Raw genomic sequence first — 19,174 nt, forward strand, 5'->3', positions numbered from 1 at the left:
GAACGATCCCATTACTTCCTCCGGGAATATTGCCTATACATTACACTTTTACGCTGGATCTCATTTTCAGTCGCTCCGGGACAAAGCCAACTACGCAATGAGCAAGGGCATCCCGCTGTTTGTTACCGAGATGGGCTTTGTTAATGCGGATGGCGACGGCGGTATTAATTACGATTCCACGAACCAATGGCTTGACTGGATGAACCAGAATAACCTGTCATGGGCCAACTGGGCGATCAATGACAAGGCAGAAGGTGCCAGTATTTTCAACGCGAACGGGAGTCTCACAGCAGGTGGTAACTATCTGAAAAGCATTCTAGCTGGGCACGCTCCGTACGCAGAGTGGAGACAGAATACAGCTTGTGGTGGTAGTAGTGCGAACACATTATATGACTTCGAGGGTAGTACGCAGGGCTGGACCGGTTCGAATATATTCGATGGTCCATGGAGCGTGAATGAGTGGTCATCTAAGGGCAGTAATTCTCTTAAAGCGGATATCAATATGTCTGCGAATTCCCAGCACTCCCTGCTTCTCTCACAAAAACGCAACCTTAGTGGGAAGACAACATTAAATGCGACCGTCAAGCATGCATCTTGGGACTCCGCAGGTGAGGGAATCTACGCCAAAATTTATGTTAAGACAGGTCCTAATTGGGTTTGGAATGCAGGCAAAGTCGTCAAGATTAATTCTTCTGGAGGTACGACACTGTCGATTAACCTTGCATCAGTACCTAATCTTGACGATGTTAGGGAAATCGGCGTACAATTCCTGACCTCCGAGAACAGCAGCGGTAAGTCAGCCGTTTATGTTGACAACGTGACGCTTCAATAACGCATTCCTAAGCTTCCCGGGTTGAAGGACCTCATCTCCATCCCGGGATTTCTCCTTTCAACTAAGTTATTTGAGGGTAGGGGAATGAGAGGAGTGGCAGTTGAGTGATTCAATAAAGTAGTGACGTAATAACATTATGACATGCACTTTCATCACAGTGACATTCCATTACATAAGAATTGTTAGATATACTTGAGCTGCCTAAGGTTAGTATTTTGCTAGGATAAGAAAGGATGAAGTCAGTGACTTATATCGCACAAGAGAATCGATACGAACAAATGAAATATCGGCGGATTGGACGGAGCGGCGTCAAGCTCCCGGCTGTTTCGCTTGGTTTGTGGCAGAATTTCGGAGGGGACAAACCGTTTGAGGATATTCGTGCAATGATATTACGCGCCTTCGATCTAGGTGTCACGCACTTTGATTTGGCGAACAATTACGGCCCGCCTCCAGGATCCGCTGAGGAGACCTTTGGAAACGTTTTAAAAAAGGACCTCGCATCTTATCGGGATGAGCTGTTTATTTCCACTAAAGCTGGCTTCTATATGTGGCCTGGTCCGTACGGTGAGTGGGGATCGAGAAAAAACCTGCTTGCAAGCCTGGACCGTAGCCTTCAGCGGATGGGACTCGACTACGTCGATGTCTTTTACCATCATCGTCCTGATAGCGGTACCCCGTTAGAGGAGTCGATGGGAGCGCTCGCTCATGCTGTGAAGTCAGGCAAAGCACTGTATGTTGGTTTGTCCAATTACGGACCGGAGGAGACGAAGCAAGCAGCTGTGATCCTTAAAAACCTTGGTACACCGCTGCTCGTCCACCAGCCTATGTATTCGATGCTGAACCGGTGGATTGAGAACGGACTTCAGGACGTACTGGCTGACGTGGGAGCCGGATCAGTGGCTTTCTGCCCGCTTGGTCGCGGACAGTTGACGGGAAAATACATCGATAAGCTGGAAACTGAGTTTAAAACAGGCCTGCGCACGTTGAAACCAGAGGCCGTATCTCAGGAGCGGATCAACAAATTCCGTGCGCTGGAGGCCATCGCGAAGCGCCGGGGTCAAACGTTGCCGCAAATGGCGTTGACATGGGCGCTGCGCGAAGGCGGTGTGGATTCGGTGCTAATCGGTGCAAGCCGTGTAGGTCAAATCGAGGAAAATATGCAAGCAGTACACGCGGAACCGCTATCGGCAGCGGATCTTCAAGAGATTGATCACGTTATGCATAAGATCGGGGATATCCCCTGGTAATGTTATAGCAATAATACGAACCGGTATACGGGCAAATCAGTCGAGTCTTGAAAGAACAATTGAACTATCTCTTTTAAGCTTAGCACGAAAGTGTGATGGAGAAAGTCCCTTCACTTTTTTAAACATTTTGGAGAATAGCAACGGGTCGTTGTAGCCAACAGAATAGGAGACTTCCGCGATGGACAGCTGCGAATTGCTCAGTAGATCACCTGCTTTGTCCATCCGGAGGTTTAACAAGTATTGTTGTGGGGAAACATTAAGAATTTCTTTGAAAAGAATGGACAGATAGACACGATCAATCCCAACCATGTGTGCGACCTCGGAAATGGCAACTCTTTGGTTATAGTTCATTCGAATAAACTCGACCGCTTTACGGATGTAGGTGTCCTTGGGCTTTACCTCGGGCAGTAGCTGACTCGTAGCGACCAACATTTCGATCCAATCGGCGAGTAACCTGAACAAAATGCTCTGCCTTCGCAGCTCACAAGTACTGTGGTTCTCGTTACAGGCAGTAAATTCATCCAAATAAGAATCAAACCAAAACAACGGAGCGTACCTGAATACGGGATGATGAGGAGAAATGTGCGCCCGCTCCAATAAAGATATAACCTCGTTACCCGAAAAGGCAATCCAAGAATAAATCCAAGGATCGGTCTGGTCCGCTTCCATGTAACAAAGAATGTTGTCGTATACAATAAAGCCTTCGCCTTGTTGAAGATGAAAAGTCTTTCCGTCAATCTGGTAAACGCCTTTGCCCGCGTGGATAAACATGATTTTATATTGCCCTTTGATACCGGGCCCCCAAGAGTAGCTGGGTTCACAAATTTGTTTGCCGTGATAACCGTAACGAATATCCATCTGATTGCTTGCCCCCTATGATATTACATCATGACATATGATCTTTTGAAAGTCACTTGTGAAATGTGTTACTTGAAGAGTTTTATGGAGGCTGCAAAATACTTCGCGAAGATGTTAGACGAAACTTTGTTATAATGGTTAGAACGGAACAGTGTTAAACTGATGCAGGTGAGAAGGATCATGCAGCATTGATGCAGCTTGATTTTGCTTCAAGATGGAGGAAGTGTTCCAATCTTAATTTGCAACTTTTAAAACCATAGGAGGACGAATACGAACTTGGATATTGTAGTCAGAGAACTGAAGGCTGAGGACGATGAGTGGGGTACAAATCTTGATGGCAGCTTTATCGTGGATTCTATCCTTGTCTTGCAATTTACGGGACAGCGAATCGAATATACGGTGAAGGAAAGGCCTTTTAGTAAAAAAAACTACGATGATGATCAGTTTAAAGAAGACATCGCTCAGGACTATTCGAACTATATCGGTAATCCCAACCAAATCATATATTTAGCACTCGTAAACAATCAAGTCGCGGGTCAAATTGTTCTGAAAAGGAACTGGAACAAATATGCATATGTGGAAGATATCAAAGTCGACAAGCTATATAGAGGCTTCGGTATTGGTAAGAAACTAATCGAACAGGCTAAACGCTGGGCGAGGGATGGCAGAATGCCAGGAATCATGCTGGAGACACAAAACAATAATGTTCGGGCATGTAAATTTTATGAAAGTTGCGGTTTTGTCATCGGTGGGTTCGATTCCTATGTTTATAGAGGCCTAGATAAAGAAAGTGACGAAATCGCGATCTATTGGTATCTGATGCTTGATTAACAAGTGATTACTCTCAGAATATACTTAATAAGACAGAAATATTGACGGCTTCTTTAAGATATCCCCCCGATCATCTATACTAAGGACATTACGACACACATTTATTTGAATAGAGGAGGGCAATAACATGACTAAAAAGAGAATGGAATGGGAGGAAGGGAATTGGATCAATTCACCTTTATATGCCCGGAAGGAAGGAGACTTCCTTAAGGTTGCGCCTGAAAAGGGGAGAGATTTTTGGAAAAAGACATTATATGGTTTTGAATTTGAGGATGGGTCCGCTTTATTATCAGATTGGAATAACAACACGGCGGTGGAAGTGTCGTTTCAACTCGCATCATTTACGGAGCTTTACGATCAGGCAGGTATTTTATTATACAATGGCCCGGAGCAATGGATTAAAGCGGGGATAGAAATCAATGATGGCATTCCTCAGCTTTCAACAGTCGTAACCGCTGGATATTCTGACTGGTCACTTGCGGCTGTGCCGGAGTGGGTCGGTGAAGAAGTCACCCTCCGCGCTTCCATCATCAGGGATGCTGTGGTTATTCGCGCACGGACGGAGAATCACGGATGGCGAACGATTCGTGTGGCACGTTTTCCCTACACCACTGGAAATCAGGCAGGTCCATATACCTGTTCGCCAACTCGTGAGGGCTTTGAGGTTACCTTTACTCGCTGGCACTTTACAGAGCGGGACCAAGACCTTCATAGTGATCCTCCTGTAGAACATCATTGAAGAACGAATGTACAGCTGATCAGAATATTATGGATATCCTATGGCCCAATTGGAAAATTGCTACTAGACATAATAAAAATACATACCATTAAAATTCCGATTGCGTCATGTCTAAGTTCAGTTTTTCGTAAGAGGCATGAGGTTAAAAAATAATCGAAGAGTGAGGCGGGGGAGCCGTAACCTGTTCGGTTCAACAGGGCTGATTTGATGAAAAGTATGCCCCATAGGGTACACACAGGGTAGTGTAAATGACACACTCTACTGTGTACTCTATGGGGCATAATTATATATGTCCTCAACCATTGTAAAGAATTTAAAAGATGTGTAGAGGGCAAGCGACTATTCTTCGAATGGCAAGCTCTCTCTAAGTACCCACAGATCATCGTAGCTGAAAATACGGTGATCAGCCTTAGACAAATCCTGCTGACCCGAGCCTGGGTTGTGCAAACCAATGCAGCGCATGCCAGCACTCTTGGCTGCATGCACACCGTTCCGCGAATCCTCAATAACAATGCAATGGACCGGGGCTATGCCGAGCAGTTCGGCGGCATATAGGAAGATGTCTGGAGCCGGTTTACCCTGGGATACCTCTTCTCCGGTGATTCGAATATCAAAGTAACGGCCAAGTCCCGTTTTTTCCATGATGAGGTCAATCAGCGCCCGTGGAGAGGAAGAGGCTACGGCAACCGGAATTCCTTTTTCCTGTAGCCAGTTCAGCCACCGTTCCAGTCCGTCGATCGCCGTCAGGCCCTCATGTGCTGTTATAGTCTGCATCACATTTTTTCGGTGAAAGGCAAGTGCCTCTTCCAATGTATTAGTGAGTTGGTGTTTGTCCAGCACTTGCCGCCACATGGATTCGAGTGTCACTCCGACATAAGTGTGATGCTCTTCTTCCGTCATAGGCGCACCGAAATGGGCAAAGGAGCTGCGTTCAACCTCAAAGTAAATCGGTTCGCTGTCTACTAACACCCCGTCCATGTCGAAAATGACCGCTTTGACCGGAACGGACGCTGATAGATCTCCTGTGCATTCATTATCCGTCGGTGTAACATGATGAATGCTCGTCATGTCCATTCTCCCCCTTGTTAGTGGCTAATTTAGTTGCCGGAGCCATTTGATTGCAGCACAATCTTGATTGCCTGGGATGAAGGCTGAAGTGTCCGCTCACTGATATTGCATCCAAGTGTCTTAAAGGCTTCATGGAAGTCATCAAGCGGATACGAGTGGGTTATGATTTTTTTGGCAGGAATGATTTGCTGCTCAATCAGGTAATGTGCCGTGGAGAACGTGCCCAGAGAATCAATCGAGCCGATGATTTTAAGGCTACGGTCAACTACCTCTTTCGGATTAAACGAGCTTACACCATCTCTCAGCCCTACCAGCATCAAATACCCGCCGCTCGCAAGCTGACTTAGTACCTCAGTGCCGACCACTCCTGTGGTATCCACAATCATGTCCACCTGTTTTTTTTCCGGAGCCAGCTTATGAATGGCCGCTTCCAGCGTGGCATGCGCGGACCAACGTTCGGGGGCAATAGAATCCGCAATAGCGAGCCGTTCCTCTGAGATGTCCACAAGGCAACCAGTCACGCCTTTCGAAGCAAGAGCATAGCTGTACAGAATCCCGATCGGACCTGCGCCTATAATAACAGTGGTAAAGTTCGGCAGCAGGTGAATCTGGTTGATTCCGGTCAGCATACAACTCAGCGGTTCGGTCAGCGTCGCTTCTTCATAGCTGATATGGTCCTTCAGCTTGTACAAAAAACGGTCCTCAGTCACATAGTAATCGGTGAACGTACCGTCGGCGCTGACTCCGGTCTCTGTTACGGATTTGTGGGTGCAATGATTTTGTCTTCCTGTCCGGCACATTTCACATTGACCGCAGTAGTATGTTGGATCAATCACCACCCGGTCCCCAGGCTTGAGTGAACTGACGGCTGATCCTACAGCGACAACATCCCCGGCTGATTCGTGGCCCAAGATCGTGGATGGCACGGCATGATATTTGCCACTAATGATACCTAGATCCGTACCGCATACGCCTGTCGCCCGAATCCGGACGAGTACATCGTTATCCTTTTTAATCTCCGGGATCGGTCTTTCCTCAAGTGCGACATCCCAAGCTGATTTGTATACTAGTGCAAGCATGAATAATTCCTCCTTTTGCCTATTGGGCAGATCGTTAGTGAAGGGTAGAAAGAACGGCATCAAGCCGTTTAACAATTTCGACAATCTCATCTTCTGTAGCCGTGAGAGAAGGTCTCACTTTGACCACATTGCCATAACCGTAACGGGAACCTCTGAGAATTAATTGCTGTTCCTCAAATGCACGATCGATAATCCCATTGCTTTTCACTGCATCCGGGGCATCGTCCTCATCTACAATTTCCAGTCCCCACATTAGTCCGACGCCACGAGCCTCACCAATGCAATCATGCTTGTCGGCCATCTCCGTCAGCAGGGATCCAAGCAGGTCTCCTTTGGACCGGACGGCTTCCATAAAACCGGGTTCGGTTACAACCTCCAGCGTGGATTTGGCTGCCGTGACCGAGATCAGATTGCTGCCCGAGGTAAAGGAATGCTCGTGCTTCTCCAGGACATCAAGACGAGACTGCATCAAGACCGCTGCAACCGGGACACCGATGCCACCCAGACCTTTGGCGAGTGTAATGATATCCGGTTGGATGTCAAACAGCTCACTTGCGAACATGTAACCTGTCCGCCCAATTCCGGTCTGCACTTCGTCAGCAATCAGAATCATTCCGTGCTCGTCGCATAGCTGACGGAGGCGCTTGAAATATCCTGGAGGCGGGATGATATTACCTCCGTTGCCCAGAATGGGCTCGATAATCATGCAGGCCACAGACCCTGAGCTTGCATACTCAATGGCGTCTGATATGGCGTCAATACAATGATGACCACACTTGTCTGGTGAAGAATTAAAGGGACAGCGATAGCAGTAGGGGGCAGGCACATGCAGAGAGTTTGCTGCAGTTGAGTTAGGAAAGTTTTTCCGGCGGAAGGCATTGCCGGAAATGCCTGTTGCGAATTGGGTTTGTCCATGATGTGACAGATGCAAGCTGATGATATCGGTAGCTCCGGTATATTTCTGGGCCAGTTTCACAGCACATTCGTTCGCTGTGGAGCCGGTAATATCTCTCATCCACCCAGCGTCGATACCGTTCGGGGCGTACTGGATTAGATGATCTAGGACTTCTTCGACATAAGGCTCTGTAAAAGACGAAGACATGTGAGCAAGATTGCCGACCTGCTCCTGTACTTTTGCGACGACATGAGGGTGGTTATAACCGAGCGACAAGTTGAAGGTGCCGGATACGCCATCCAAATACTCCTTGCCCGAATCGTCAATCAGAGTAATGCCTTTACCATATCTGAAACGTTCTTTGGTTAACGTATGCACGATATTTCCCCTCCATATCAGAATATAGATTCTTATTAAGTCATCTTATAAAAGTGTACCACCCTATTAGAGCATCACGCGGCTGAACTCACCTCCCCAAATAAGAAGTTTATCTTCCTCGCCCTCATGGGCAAGGGAGCACAATCTGGTGCTTCTGCGATTTCACAGATATGAGAGATAACCGCAGTAACAGAATCAGCCCGAAAAGCAAAAATGCGATAGGCCTCACCTCCCCTAAGAACTAAGCGATGTCATCCTTCCTTGCTCTGATGGACAAGTGAATCAACTACTCGGCTACCCCGATTGTTCCACAGATGCGTGAGAATAAGTGCCAGCAGCAAAATCAGAGTAAACCCTCCTAAAATCCAGAGGCTAGCCGCCACCGGCCATTCGCTCATGCTCCAGCCTATAACATATTGAAGCACCGATCCGCCAATTCCGCCTGACGCAATCAGAATGCTGGTCGTCCGTTCGGTCATTCCTGGAATCAGTACGTTGGCGTAGACAAGCGCGATACAGAAGAGGCCAGACATGAATATGCCTGCACCAAAAATGAGAAGGTATGTAACCCATTGGCTGGATATAAACACCATGGAAACCAGAAAACAGAAAGTTCCAATTGCACTCCATAACAGATAAGGAATATATCCTGCTGATTCTGCAATCTTTCCTGAGAACATACGACCAATGATCATTGCAATCCAAAGCACGCTGACACCTAGCGAGGCAACAGATCCCTGAAGTTGTAGCGTTTCTGTCAGAATAGAAGGTAGGAAGTTCATGAGCCCCAGTTCAAGACCCATATAAACAAAGAAGAAAATAATGAAGATTACTAGCAATACACGGTGCTGTCCTGAGTAACGAGCTTGTTCAACTGAACGCTCAGTAGTTCGTATGTCTGCTTGGGTGAGGTGAGTGGAGGCGGAAACAGGCATGGTAAGCCAAAATAGCAATAGGATAAAAGTAAGAAAGGAGATGGTGTAAAAAGTTAGATTCCATATTCCAAACCAGATATATAGGCTAACGATGGCAGGCATAAGCAGTGCACCAAGTGCAAAATAGACATCCAGCTTGGACATGGCCACGGCTTTTTGTTCCTCCGTAAACTCAATTGTAAACGCTCCGATGGATGATTCAATAATGCCTGAGCCGAAGCCAATGCAGATGGCCATTACGATGACCCAATTCCATGAGGGCAGTACACCCAAGATAGTACATGCGATGACAATACTCCCCAAGGCAATAGCAAGCATGGACTTGCGGCCCATATGTAGAGCCATGAAGGGAGTGAGCAGAACGCCGACAAGAAAGCCGAAAAACTGCAAGAACAGCAGTAATCCACCATCGCTGTATCCCCGTCCATAGTGAGGCAGCAAAGTCGGCAGTAATGCCCCAAGCACGACGCTGGTGACGCCGATTAATAGATAGAAAGCACAACTTAAAGCAAAAAGTCTCTTCAAGGCCTGTCCCTCCATAAGGTCATATTTTTTTATATGAGCATCGTTTTTACTAGAATATACCATCACTCTGGAAAAGTATATACAAAATTCAACAGAAAATGTAAAAATAAATAGCTATACTCTTAGTAATATGCTTCATGAACTGTGATACATATCATTTTTATTTTGAGGATGACTATCAGGGTTATGATAGGAAAGATAGATTATTCGCCTGTACTTTCGTACAATTGACTTCGATTTAGACATTGATTCATACTTCAAATGAACGGTTGATTAAAAAACATTGGAGGGGATATTTCATACGTTTGGAAGGAAAAGTTGCAATGTACTGAAACCAAAACACCAAATACTTGCTAACCTCATCAGTGACAAAGGGAGCCGTAACGTTGCCTGGAGGTAACGATCATCTCCATGTCGGCTAATCCCAGCTCCCGAAAAGCAGACTGTGCCTGTAAGGAAGGGTGGTGTGAATATCATCAAGGACTTTACGAGTCCACTCCTGACGATAGTAATACTATTTTTTAGCAGATCGCCGTTAGTGGGAGCAATTGAAGCATCTATTTTACTCTCTTGCCTTGAGCGAGACTATCCCAGACACCAAGCAAGTACATGACTCCAAGTGCACGGTCATACAAACCATAGCCTGGTCGACAATTCTTTTCCTCCCCCCATAGATGTCTGCCGTGATCAGGGCGTACATATCCCTGGAATCCGCTTTCATAATAAGCTTTTACTACTTCTGGTATATTGACGCTTCCGTCCTTTCTGCGGTGTGACACTTCAATAAAATCGCCATTCTCAAACACTCTAACATTGCGAATATGTGCAAAATGAATACGATCATGGAATTCCCGAATCATAGCTGGCAAATCATTCTCAGGATTGGTCCCTAGTGAGCCTGTACAGAAGGTTAGACCATTATAAGGACTGTTCACTGCATCCAGGATACGCCCGATGGTCTCACGACTCCGGACAATTCTTGGTAACCCGAAGATAGGCCATGCCGGATCGTCAGGATGAATGGCCATCTTGATGTCAGTCTCCTCGCAGACCGGGATGATGCGCTCAAGAAAATACTTTAGGTTGTCAAATAGCTTGTCTTCGGTGACATCCGCATAAGCAGCAAACAGCTCATCCAGTCTTGCCAACCGTTCCGGCTCCCACCCCGGCATTGTGAACTTCCCGGCTCCCTTAAGAATCCGATCCACCATTTGGTGGGGATTATCGGTAATGGCAGCCTTTTCATAAAAGAGAGCGTTGGAGCCGTCAGGCAACTCTCTATACAGCTCCGTTCTGGTCCAGTCAAAGACAGGCATAAAGTTATAGCAAATCACCTTGACGCCCACTTTGGCCAATTTGCGAATGGTGTCGATATAAATGTCAATATATTGATCGCGGGATGGCAAGCCGATTTTGATATCATCGTGGACATTTACACTTTCTACGACCGCCGTACTAAAGCCCTTGCTTGTAATCTGATCAGCTACCTCTTCAATTCGCTCCATTTCCCATACTTCACCAGCGACCTTCTCATGTAATGACCAGACAATGCCCATAACCCCCGGAATTTGCCGGATATGGTCCAGTGTAATATTGTCGTTGCCTTCCCCATACCATCTCCAGGTCATGTTCATAACGATACCCTCCCTAATCTTATCGATTCATCTTGTATACAAGATTGCTTTGATCATAAAGTACAAAGTTTGCCCTTGTCAATGAACATTTAAAAAGAGTTTATCACGCTAAAATGTTTTATAATAAAACCAGATTTATAAAGTGAAGGCAGGAATGATATGTTTACGAAGGAAGAAATCAAGCAGCTTCTTAAAAATGATATTTTGTCGTTGACCTTAAAGCCGGGGACTTTGCTCAGCGAGACGACCTTATCGGAACGTTTTCAGTTGTCCAGAACCCCGCTGCGCGATGTTTTGAAGCAGCTTGCACTGGAAGCTTACATTGATATTTATCCCAAGAAGGGGAACGTTGTCTCTTACATTGATCTGGAGTCCGTAGAACAAATGAGCTACTTGAGAAGCGCACTGGAAAAAGAGATTATGAGGGAGCTTTCTACGCAAGTTGCATTAAGCGATATACAGAAGCTGAGCGAAATTCTGGACAGACAGAAGGCTGTTATTGATGAAGATCATGCTACGGATCAATTTCTTATTTTGGACGATGAGTTCCACCATACTATGTTCCAACTGGTGAGCCGGGAGTTTCTTTGGCAGTTGATTCAGCATTCAAATGTTCACTATATCAGATATCGCAAGCTTCACATGCTGGGAACAGGAAAGCTGATGGAAATCTGGCATGAACACCAATCTATGCTGAAGTATATGTTGAATCACGAGACAAGCAAAATGGATGATCTGATTCACCATCACCTTAGAAAGGATATGCATTCTCTCGAATTTCTCCGGCAGTTCGCTGACTATATTAAGAAATGACGTTGCTCCTTCAAATAATTTATAAATATTGAAAAGTGGTTAACTCATGCGCACGGTTTCAACGAGTTGGGGGAATTGAATGGATTGGTGGAATTTTCATCAGCATTCGTGATCTTGTATACAAGATAGATAGAATGCTCCTTGAATATACGCATAAGTGGATATGATAAATTAAACAACTTTATTGTAGCTAGAGCTGAAAGAATGCAGGGTACACACGCGCGTTGTTGGCACAATAAATCCCTTGCCGCTTCATAATTGTAAAATAGAAGGGCAAGGGCTTGAGCATGCAGGATCTATACCCCTGAATAGGCCATGAAACCGCCATCTACAGGAATAACTGCTCCGGTCACAAAACCAGAGGTGGTTTCATCGGCCAGCCAAAGCAGCGTTCCGAGGAGATCTTCAGGTTCACCGAAACGACGCATCGGAGTGTGGGCAATGATCTTGGCCGAGCGCTCAGTAAGCGAGCCGTCCTCGTTGGTCAGCAATTGCCGATTTTGTTCTGTCAGGAAAAATCCGGGGGCAATGGCATTCACCCGAATGCCAGATTCGGCTAGATGTACGGCCAGCCACTGGGTGAAGTTGTTGATAGCAGCTTTGGCAGCGCTGTAAGCGGGAACCTTGGTCATCGGGCTGGGAGCGCTCATGGAGGATATGTTAAGGACCACAGCGCCAGGTCGTCCGATCATGCCTTTAGAAAAAACCTGTGTTGGAATTAAAGTCCCGATAAAATTTAAATCAAGCACATGACGGAAGCCAGGCACGCTGAGATCGAAAAATGTAGTAATGTCAGACTGGTCCAGATCTTTTAGATGAAACGTTTCCAGACTCGTATTCGCACTTGGGTGGTTGCCGCCTGCTCCATTGATTAAAATATCGCACGGACCAAGCAGACGGCTGACCGTTTCCTCAGCCTGTTTCATGCTTTCAACATCGGTCACATCACAGGCAACCGCGATAGATTCTCCGCCACGCTCACAGATTTCTTTTGCTACCAAATCGCCCTTGTCAACAGTACGGTTCAAAATGGCGACCTTGGCACCCTGACGGGCAAGCTCCTTGGCCATGGAACTGCACAGCACACCGGAACCGCCGGTTACCACAACTATTTTTCCGGACAAAGCCGGATGCAGGGGAAGACTAGTCATTTGGCATCCCTCTTTTCGTTGGAATATAAATCCGTATTACGCTTATACACGTTTCACAAGCTGCCATAATTTTAGCCTAAAAGCACATTGACGAGTTAAAGCCACATTCGTTACCAATCTCAATTATCGTTAACTTTGTGTGGATCAGCAAGTAGCAAGCCTGTTGAATCTTAATATGATTTAAATATTGAATAATCGTAAGTCCCGTGACTTCTTTAAAACGATGGCATAAATAATATTTGGATATGTAAAACGACTTGGCGATATCTTTGATTGTGGTGATCGGGTTTTTGATCTTAGCTCGAAAGTCGCAACTTAGAGTCGACCGGATCTTTATTACAATAGGGGACGAATTACCGCCTGAGGATGCCCTTTGGACGGATTCAACAAGAAGACAATCCTAAGTTAAACCAGCACCTTCAGGTGAAAGAGCGGAATTTAGATGCATTTCCTGAATATCCTTTAGTATGAGTTGCAAGTGTTCTCTAGCTGATGGATTCAATGGTTGTAAAGGACTTGAGATCAAGCCATTTATCTCGGCTGCTGCTGAAACAACACGCAAGCTGCCATATTGATGAAATAACGACCAAATAGGTTGAAGCAGTGTAGAGGGCTGTTCTGCCTCGTCAGCAAGACCCGCCTGGGCTAACCGTGTCATTTTTAGGCACGTCTTTGGGAACAAACCACTGAGAACGGAGTACCATGCTTCACAACCTGCATTTAAGCCAGTAACTGCAAATGAATCCCCACTTACTCCTATAGTTACATGGGGAGGAATGAACTCACGTAATTTTTTAATGCGTGTCTTGGCTGCTTCGGGATCGTTAGGTACTCCAGGAATCTTAATAGAACGAACATGAGGTAACTCAGCGATTCGGCCGTTAATTCATCACTGAAATGAAAATGGGAGATCCCTGGATTGTCATAGACACAAAGTGGGATGGAGAGTGAGTTTGTTGCCTGTTCATAGAGTGAAAATACTTCTTCATTCGTTAGTGCTTAAATAGGAAATAGGGGCTAGCAGTACTGCACTTGCTCCTGCTCTCTGTGCATCTTCCGCTAATCGAAGTACATCTAAAGTACGAATCGCACTAATACTTGTCATTACGAGAATTCCCTCAGCTGAATGGACAGCAATTAAGAGACAAATAACTGTACCAATTTTTTAGAGAAACTAGCCATTAGCTCAGGTTCGTTGTATGCTTTTTATCTTTATCATGATTTGGTGATGTACCAGAGTGTATTAATATGCGGTCTAATGCCTTTCTAGTAAGTGGCATAAAAAAATTGAGCATTAGCCCTCCCAGACAAACAGTTAACAAAGTTCCAATACCAACGGGTCCATTTAAAATTAACGCGATAATCAAGAATATGAGGTAAATGAGTGTTCTCGAAAAAAATAGATTTGTTCTAGTTAATTCCTGTATGATTATGGTTAATCGATCAACTGGAATGGGCGCAAAGTTTGTTTGTAAATACGTTGCAGTTCCTAACCCCACAACTACCAAACCCATTCCAAAACAAGCAACTTTGCTGTACCATAATTCAGGTATTATTAAATCCCGCAATAAAAAAAGCCACATATCAATAGCAATCCCCGTTACAAATGCTGTTAATAATCCCAAAAAATCTGGTCTATGTCTTTTTAGAAGTGAATTGCAACAGATCAATATTAATGCTGTTATGATTTCCCAACTTCCTACAGTAAGCCCCACATTTGTGGAAAGCCCTACCAAAAGCGCATCAAAAGGCGATGTCCCAAGGTCTGATTGTATAGTGAAAGAAATACCAAGGGATAATATGAAGATTCCTGTTACAAAAAACACATATTTCACTTTACTCGACCTCTTTTTCATAATTTATTATTGCAAATGCAACAAAATTAGGGTAGGTTTAATATATATCATGTTTATTGCATTTGCAACAAAATGGGGGCAAAGGAGTTCATTATGAAAGAAGTACTTCGTGAAATTGGAATGATAGCAAGGGCATTAGACTCTATAAGTAATATTGAATTCAAGGAATATGACCTTACAAAAGGACAGTATTTATACCTGGTACGAATATGTGAAAACCCAGGAATTATTCAAGAAAAGTTAGCTGAGATGATAAAAGTAGATCGAACAACCGCATCTCGTGCTATTAATAAACTCGTCATCAACGGATTTATTGAAAAGAAAGAGGATCAGCATAACAAAAAAATTAATAAACTCTTTCCAACAGAAAAAGGGAACAATGTTTATCCTTTTATAAAAAGAGAACATGATTATTCGGACAATGTTGCATTAGCGGGCTTTTCGGAAAGTGAAGTAAACACCATTTTTATTCTTCTGCAAAGAGTAAGAAAAAATATAAGTGATGAATGGGAATTTGTGAAAAAAGGGAACAAAAGAAATTATTAACGGATCTATATGAAGGAGCGATATATTTATAATGAATGTGCAAATGATCAAATGCAGCCATGCAGATATACAAATACTTCAAGAAATAAGCATCGAAACATTCAACGATACTTTTAAAGATCAAAATTCACCTGAAAATATGCAAGTCTATCTGGAAAAAGCATTTAACTTGAAACAGCTAGAGAAGGAATTGTCTAATGTCTTTTCGGAATTCTTTTTCATCTATTTTAATACAGAACGTGCTGGATACTTAAAGATAAATATAAATGATGCCCAATCCGAAAAAATGAGTGATGAGTCACTCGAAGTTGAGAGGATATATATAAAAAACAAATTTCAAAAACATGGACTTGGTAAATATCTGATAAATAAAGCAATAGAAATTGCGCTGGGACATCATAAAAAGAAGGTCTGGCTCGGTGTATGGGAAAAAAATGAAAAGGCCATTGCATTTTATGAGAAAATGGGGTTTGTTCAAACGGGTGCACACTCTTTTTATATGGGTGATGAAGAACAAATTGATTTTATAATGACCAAAACAATAATACTATAATTGAATTCAACAATGTTTTCTAGGGTTCCGCGATGTCATATCGGCTGGTCCGAGAGAAAACTCACAGTCGTTGTACTGTGTCACGGAGGGATAAAAGCCTGGGAGAAAAACTGCTGTATGCAGTATGGTCTCAGGCTTTTTTCAATTGCTGCTTTTAGAACCATATTACATTTGCAGCGTGATCAAAAAGGAGGAAGTACAGAATGAACAAGACATGGTCATCGGTTGTAATTGCAGCATTATTTGAAGTTGCATGGGTTATCGGCCTGAAACATGCCAGTGGATGGTTAGAGTGGGGAGGGACTTTAGTTGCTATTTTTGTAAGTTTCATACTCATGATTATGGCTTCCCGCACCCTTTCGGTTGGAACCGTATATGCAGTGTTTGTCGGTTTGGGAACAGCCGGAACTGTATTGGCAGAAATATTGTTGTTTGGTGCTGAGGTACAGGTCTCTAAATTAATGCTGATTGGGCTGCTTTTGCTGGGAGTTGTAGGACTCAAAATCCAGAGCAAAGAGAAGAAACAAGAAAAGGAGGTACACTAACGTATGAACTGGGTATTTCTAATTTTGGCAGGTGTATTTGAAATGATTGGAGTCCTCATGATTAATAAGCTCCATAAAGACCGGAATTTCCTGTCCATGATCTACTTGCTAGGAGGCTTTGGATTAAGCTTTTTCTTTCTAAACTTGGCTATGAAATCACTACCCATGGGAACAGCCTATGCTGTCTGGACCGGGATTGGAGCTTCGGGTGGGGCCATATTGGGTATGGTCTTATATGGTGAACCGCGTAATACTGCCAGAATTTTGTTCATTATGATGGTACTTGGCTCAGCGATTGGTCTAAAACTGGTCAGCTGAATAGTGACCTCGACGAAAGACAAACTCCCTCTACTACGAAAGCAGCGAGGGAGTTTGCTCATTTGGATATTAAATTCTCGAGATGCACCTGCTATATTTAACGCTGACTCATTAACATAGGGACGAATAGCCTGCCAAGCTCAATATTTGTCTAAGGCCAGCTTCAGCAATAGCTTCTCTAAGGAGAATCTTCGTCATTGGGGTAAAGTGACAGACTTGACTTGAGCAGAGGTATTTCCGTAGATATCCTTGGCCAGCACAAGAATATGCAGCGTATCGGCTTGGGAGGCATCGCCCTGTTTGTATTTAGTAGTTGAAAGTGTTGCTGACCAATTGGCTTTATCTTCTGTAATACCGATACGAATGCCATTGACATAAACTTTAAGCTGCGCGATACCACTTTGATCTGTGACTGAACCTTCTAAAGCAAGAACATCGTCCTTGATTGAAGCACTCAATTTAAGTGCAGGAGCTTCTGTTTCCTTTCGTATAGAGGGGGGGAGAGTAGTATGCGGGTTATATGAAAAGATTTCATCCTCAAGTGCTGGCGTACGTGCTGCAATAGGACGGTTTTTGGTTGCCTGTTCATAGGAATAAGCATAACGAAGCAGGTCATTATCGCTGTATGCGGCACCTGCCATCGTCAGATTCACAGGCATACCAGTATCCTTCATAGCACCCATACTCACAGACACACTTGGGATCCCGTACTCACGTAGAAGGAAATTTGTATTGGAGAAATAGTTGCCATTCTCCCACGCTTCCTCATAGGACGTTTCATTCACATCGGAGTCCGCTTTGCCGATATTCGAATTTGCCGGGAAGGCAATAAAATCAAGGTTATTTTGTTTCATCCAGTCTTCAAAATCAATCTTTCGAACATTCTCAAGCCCCCGCAGCCCTTCATAAAACTGAGGAATTTGTTCGTATGGGGTCACGCCTTTCTTGATTGTGTCAATGAATACGTCATAGTGACCAAGGTCTCTGCCACGTTTGGCATCCACCGAACCGGGCGGATTCGGAAAGACGGTTGCGGGATCGATATTTGCCCATGACGGAAAATTCGGATCGCCTACACTTTTAAGAAACTCCTCAGCTGCATAAGGATTAAGCAGTCCGAATTCCTTTTCAGTCCACTTTGCTGGCATCAAACCTCGTTCTTCAGGTGTTTTCGCGGTTGGTCGGTCCTTTTCGCTGTTCACTTGCAAGGGGAAATCAACTTCCACAACCTCAGCTCCCAGAGCAGTTAAATCCTTCACAGCTTTTTCCCATAATGCTTGTATTGATGGTCTGAACTTGATCGGAGTTGTGGTTTCTGGGTCCTTACCGATATAGATCTTCGGAACACCGATGCGTTTGCCTTTCAAAGCTTGAGTATCTCGCAACTCTAGATAGGAATTGGGACGGACACTGTTGACAGAAGGGAGGCGAACGGCTTTCTGTTCTCGCCAGAAATCGCCCTTGGTGATCTTATCCTCTACAACGATCACGTCAAGCAAACGGAGCATGTCCTCGACAGTCCTCGTATGTGGGACAACGACATCCCGTATAGGGAAGAGCGGCCAATTCCCCCGAATGGAGATTAGCCCTCGTGAGGGCGTGTAGGCAATTAAACCATTGTTGGATGCTGGTGATCTTCCAGAAGACACTGTTTCTTCACCCATACCGAAAGCAGCGAGGTTGGCGGCTGTTGATACCCCAGATCCGTTAGAGGAGCCAGAGTACCAGGCTGCAGCCAAATAATCTGAATTGTACGGACTTTCAGCACGACCATAAACGCCTCTTTGCATTCCCCCCGCTGCCATTGGCGGCATATTGGTTTTACCAATGAGCACCCCGCCGGATTTGCGTATCTTCTCTACTGTAAATGCATCATCCTTTGCCATCAGGTTTTTGAAAGCCGGAGATCCAGCAGCGACAGTCAGCCCCTTAACCTTGTAGCTATCTTTAACCGTGTAGGGTATGCCTTGCAGAGGTCCGGAATTAACACCCTGCGCCCTTAGTCGATCAGCCTGCGCAGCTTCTTTTAGTACGTCAGGGTTCAGAACAGGAATAGAATTCAGCCGAATGCCACTAGAATCGTAGGCATATACCCTATTAAGGTACATGGCTGTGAGTTCGACACTCGACAGTGCTCCTGACTTCATCGCATCCTGCATCTGAGCAATCGTAGCCTCTTGCAATTGAAATGTAACGAGGGAGGAGGTGGGTTCACTACTTTTAATGGAAGAGGAGGGCGAAGGAGCAGCGGATGCAAACGAGCATCCTGTGAAAATTAAAATCATACCAGCCGCGATCCATTTGTAATAGCCACCGAGTACATTCCTTGTACTTGCTTTTAGTGATCGTGCGCGCATAACATTTCACTCCT

The 19,174-nt window shown here is 44.8% G+C and carries 19 protein-coding genes, 1 pseudogene and 1 riboswitch; of the genes and pseudogenes, 9 read left to right on the forward strand and 11 right to left on the reverse strand.

From position 1 onward, the window contains the following. On the forward strand, positions 1-832 hold an 832-nt coding region (locus AC5V8P_RS06640), incomplete at its 5' end, for a cellulase family glycosylhydrolase (RefSeq protein ID WP_495473584.1). A gap of 242 nt (positions 833-1,074) precedes the next feature. Beyond that, a complete protein-coding gene (locus AC5V8P_RS06645) occupies positions 1,075-2,079 on the forward strand; it encodes an aldo/keto reductase (RefSeq protein ID WP_064795925.1) in 1,005 nt (334 codons plus the stop codon). A 36-nt stretch (positions 2,080-2,115) separates the two neighbouring features. Here AC5V8P_RS06645 and AC5V8P_RS06650 read toward each other — a convergent pair whose 3' ends face one another. Continuing rightward, positions 2,116-2,937 (reverse strand): AraC family transcriptional regulator, encoded by an 822-nt coding sequence (locus AC5V8P_RS06650; RefSeq protein ID WP_064795907.1) that lies wholly within the window; start codon positions 2,935-2,937, stop codon positions 2,116-2,118. Between the two features lie 276 nt (positions 2,938-3,213). Between AC5V8P_RS06650 and AC5V8P_RS06655 the strand changes: the two genes are divergently transcribed. Together AC5V8P_RS06655 and AC5V8P_RS06660 are read left to right on the forward strand one after the other, a co-directional pair. Then, positions 3,214-3,768 carry a GNAT family N-acetyltransferase gene (locus tag AC5V8P_RS06655; protein ID WP_064795908.1) on the forward strand — a complete coding sequence of 185 codons (555 nt, stop codon included), beginning with the start codon at positions 3,214-3,216 and terminating at the stop codon, positions 3,766-3,768. 127 nt (positions 3,769-3,895) lie between these two features. Next, positions 3,896-4,507 carry a DUF1349 domain-containing protein gene (locus AC5V8P_RS06660; protein ID WP_064795909.1) on the forward strand — a complete coding sequence of 204 codons (612 nt, stop codon included), beginning with the start codon at positions 3,896-3,898 and terminating at the stop codon, positions 4,505-4,507. Positions 4,508-4,846: 339 nt separating this feature from the next. On the opposite strand, the gene AC5V8P_RS06665 is transcribed toward AC5V8P_RS06660, so the two are convergent. The 5 genes from AC5V8P_RS06665 to uxuA all read right to left on the reverse strand — a co-directional run bounded on the left by AC5V8P_RS06665 (position 4,847) and on the right by uxuA (position 11,021). After that, entirely contained in the window at positions 4,847-5,575 is a 729-nt protein-coding gene (locus AC5V8P_RS06665; protein ID WP_081276739.1) for an HAD family hydrolase, read from the reverse strand. Positions 5,576-5,604: 29 nt separating this feature from the next. Next, positions 5,605-6,654, reverse strand: a complete 1,050-nt coding sequence (gutB1, locus tag AC5V8P_RS06670) for a 2-amino-2-deoxy-D-mannitol dehydrogenase GutB1 (protein ID WP_064795910.1) — start codon at positions 6,652-6,654, stop codon at positions 5,605-5,607. Positions 6,655-6,688: 34 nt separating this feature from the next. After that, complete coding sequence (locus AC5V8P_RS06675) at positions 6,689-7,927, reverse strand: aspartate aminotransferase family protein (protein ID WP_063211056.1); 1,239 nt, start codon at positions 7,925-7,927, stop codon at positions 6,689-6,691. A gap of 251 nt (positions 7,928-8,178) precedes the next feature. Beyond that, positions 8,179-9,387 carry an MFS transporter gene (locus AC5V8P_RS06680; RefSeq protein ID WP_064795911.1) on the reverse strand — a complete coding sequence of 403 codons (1,209 nt, stop codon included), beginning with the start codon at positions 9,385-9,387 and terminating at the stop codon, positions 8,179-8,181. A gap of 557 nt (positions 9,388-9,944) precedes the next feature. Beyond that, positions 9,945-11,021: a mannonate dehydratase gene (gene uxuA / locus AC5V8P_RS06685; protein ID WP_064795912.1), complete on the reverse strand. Its 1,077-nt coding sequence runs from the start codon at positions 11,019-11,021 to the stop codon at positions 9,945-9,947. 159 nt (positions 11,022-11,180) lie between these two features. Between uxuA and AC5V8P_RS06690 the strand changes: the two genes are divergently transcribed. Continuing rightward, positions 11,181-11,834: a GntR family transcriptional regulator gene (locus AC5V8P_RS06690; RefSeq protein ID WP_064795913.1), complete on the forward strand. Its 654-nt coding sequence runs from the start codon at positions 11,181-11,183 to the stop codon at positions 11,832-11,834. A 296-nt stretch (positions 11,835-12,130) separates the two neighbouring features. Here AC5V8P_RS06690 and AC5V8P_RS06695 read toward each other — a convergent pair whose 3' ends face one another. The 4 genes and pseudogenes from AC5V8P_RS06695 to AC5V8P_RS06710 form a co-directional block, all read right to left on the reverse strand. Next, entirely contained in the window at positions 12,131-12,985 is an 855-nt protein-coding gene (locus AC5V8P_RS06695) for an SDR family oxidoreductase (protein WP_064795914.1), read from the reverse strand. A 76-nt stretch (positions 12,986-13,061) separates the two neighbouring features. Next, entirely contained in the window at positions 13,062-13,328 is a 267-nt protein-coding gene (locus tag AC5V8P_RS06700; RefSeq protein ID WP_081276740.1) for a helix-turn-helix transcriptional regulator, read from the reverse strand. A 57-nt stretch (positions 13,329-13,385) separates the two neighbouring features. Further along, positions 13,386-14,129, reverse strand: a pseudogene (locus tag AC5V8P_RS06705) (dihydrodipicolinate synthase family protein); the annotation flags it as partial. Positions 14,130-14,166: 37 nt separating this feature from the next. Further along, positions 14,167-14,820: a YczE/YyaS/YitT family protein gene (locus tag AC5V8P_RS06710; RefSeq protein WP_064795915.1), complete on the reverse strand. Its 654-nt coding sequence runs from the start codon at positions 14,818-14,820 to the stop codon at positions 14,167-14,169. Between the two features lie 114 nt (positions 14,821-14,934). Here AC5V8P_RS06710 and AC5V8P_RS06715 point away from each other — a divergent pair, with 114 nt between their 5' ends. The 4 genes from AC5V8P_RS06715 to AC5V8P_RS06730 all read left to right on the forward strand — a co-directional run bounded on the left by AC5V8P_RS06715 (position 14,935) and on the right by AC5V8P_RS06730 (position 16,803). Beyond that, positions 14,935-15,387: a MarR family winged helix-turn-helix transcriptional regulator gene (locus AC5V8P_RS06715; protein WP_064795916.1), complete on the forward strand. Its 453-nt coding sequence runs from the start codon at positions 14,935-14,937 to the stop codon at positions 15,385-15,387. Between the two features lie 31 nt (positions 15,388-15,418). After that, positions 15,419-15,940, forward strand: a complete 522-nt coding sequence (gene paiA, locus AC5V8P_RS06720) for a spermidine/spermine N(1)-acetyltransferase (protein WP_064795917.1) — start codon at positions 15,419-15,421, stop codon at positions 15,938-15,940. 8 nt (positions 15,941-15,948) lie between these two features. Next, positions 15,949-16,047: riboswitch (guanidine-I (ykkC/yxkD leader) on the forward strand. Between the two features lie 96 nt (positions 16,048-16,143). Then, complete coding sequence (locus AC5V8P_RS06725) at positions 16,144-16,485, forward strand: DMT family transporter (RefSeq protein WP_064795918.1); 342 nt, start codon at positions 16,144-16,146, stop codon at positions 16,483-16,485. A gap of 3 nt (positions 16,486-16,488) precedes the next feature. After that, on the forward strand, positions 16,489-16,803 hold the full coding sequence (locus AC5V8P_RS06730) for a DMT family transporter (protein ID WP_064795919.1): 315 nt from the start codon (positions 16,489-16,491) through the stop codon (positions 16,801-16,803). Positions 16,804-16,997: 194 nt separating this feature from the next. Here the strand turns inward: AC5V8P_RS06730 and AC5V8P_RS06735 are convergent, their stop codons facing one another. Continuing rightward, entirely contained in the window at positions 16,998-19,160 is a 2,163-nt protein-coding gene (locus AC5V8P_RS06735) for an amidase (RefSeq protein ID WP_064795920.1), read from the reverse strand. Positions 19,161-19,174: the final 14 nt, after the last annotated feature.

It is taken from the genome of Paenibacillus sp. N119s, assembly GCF_059447605.1.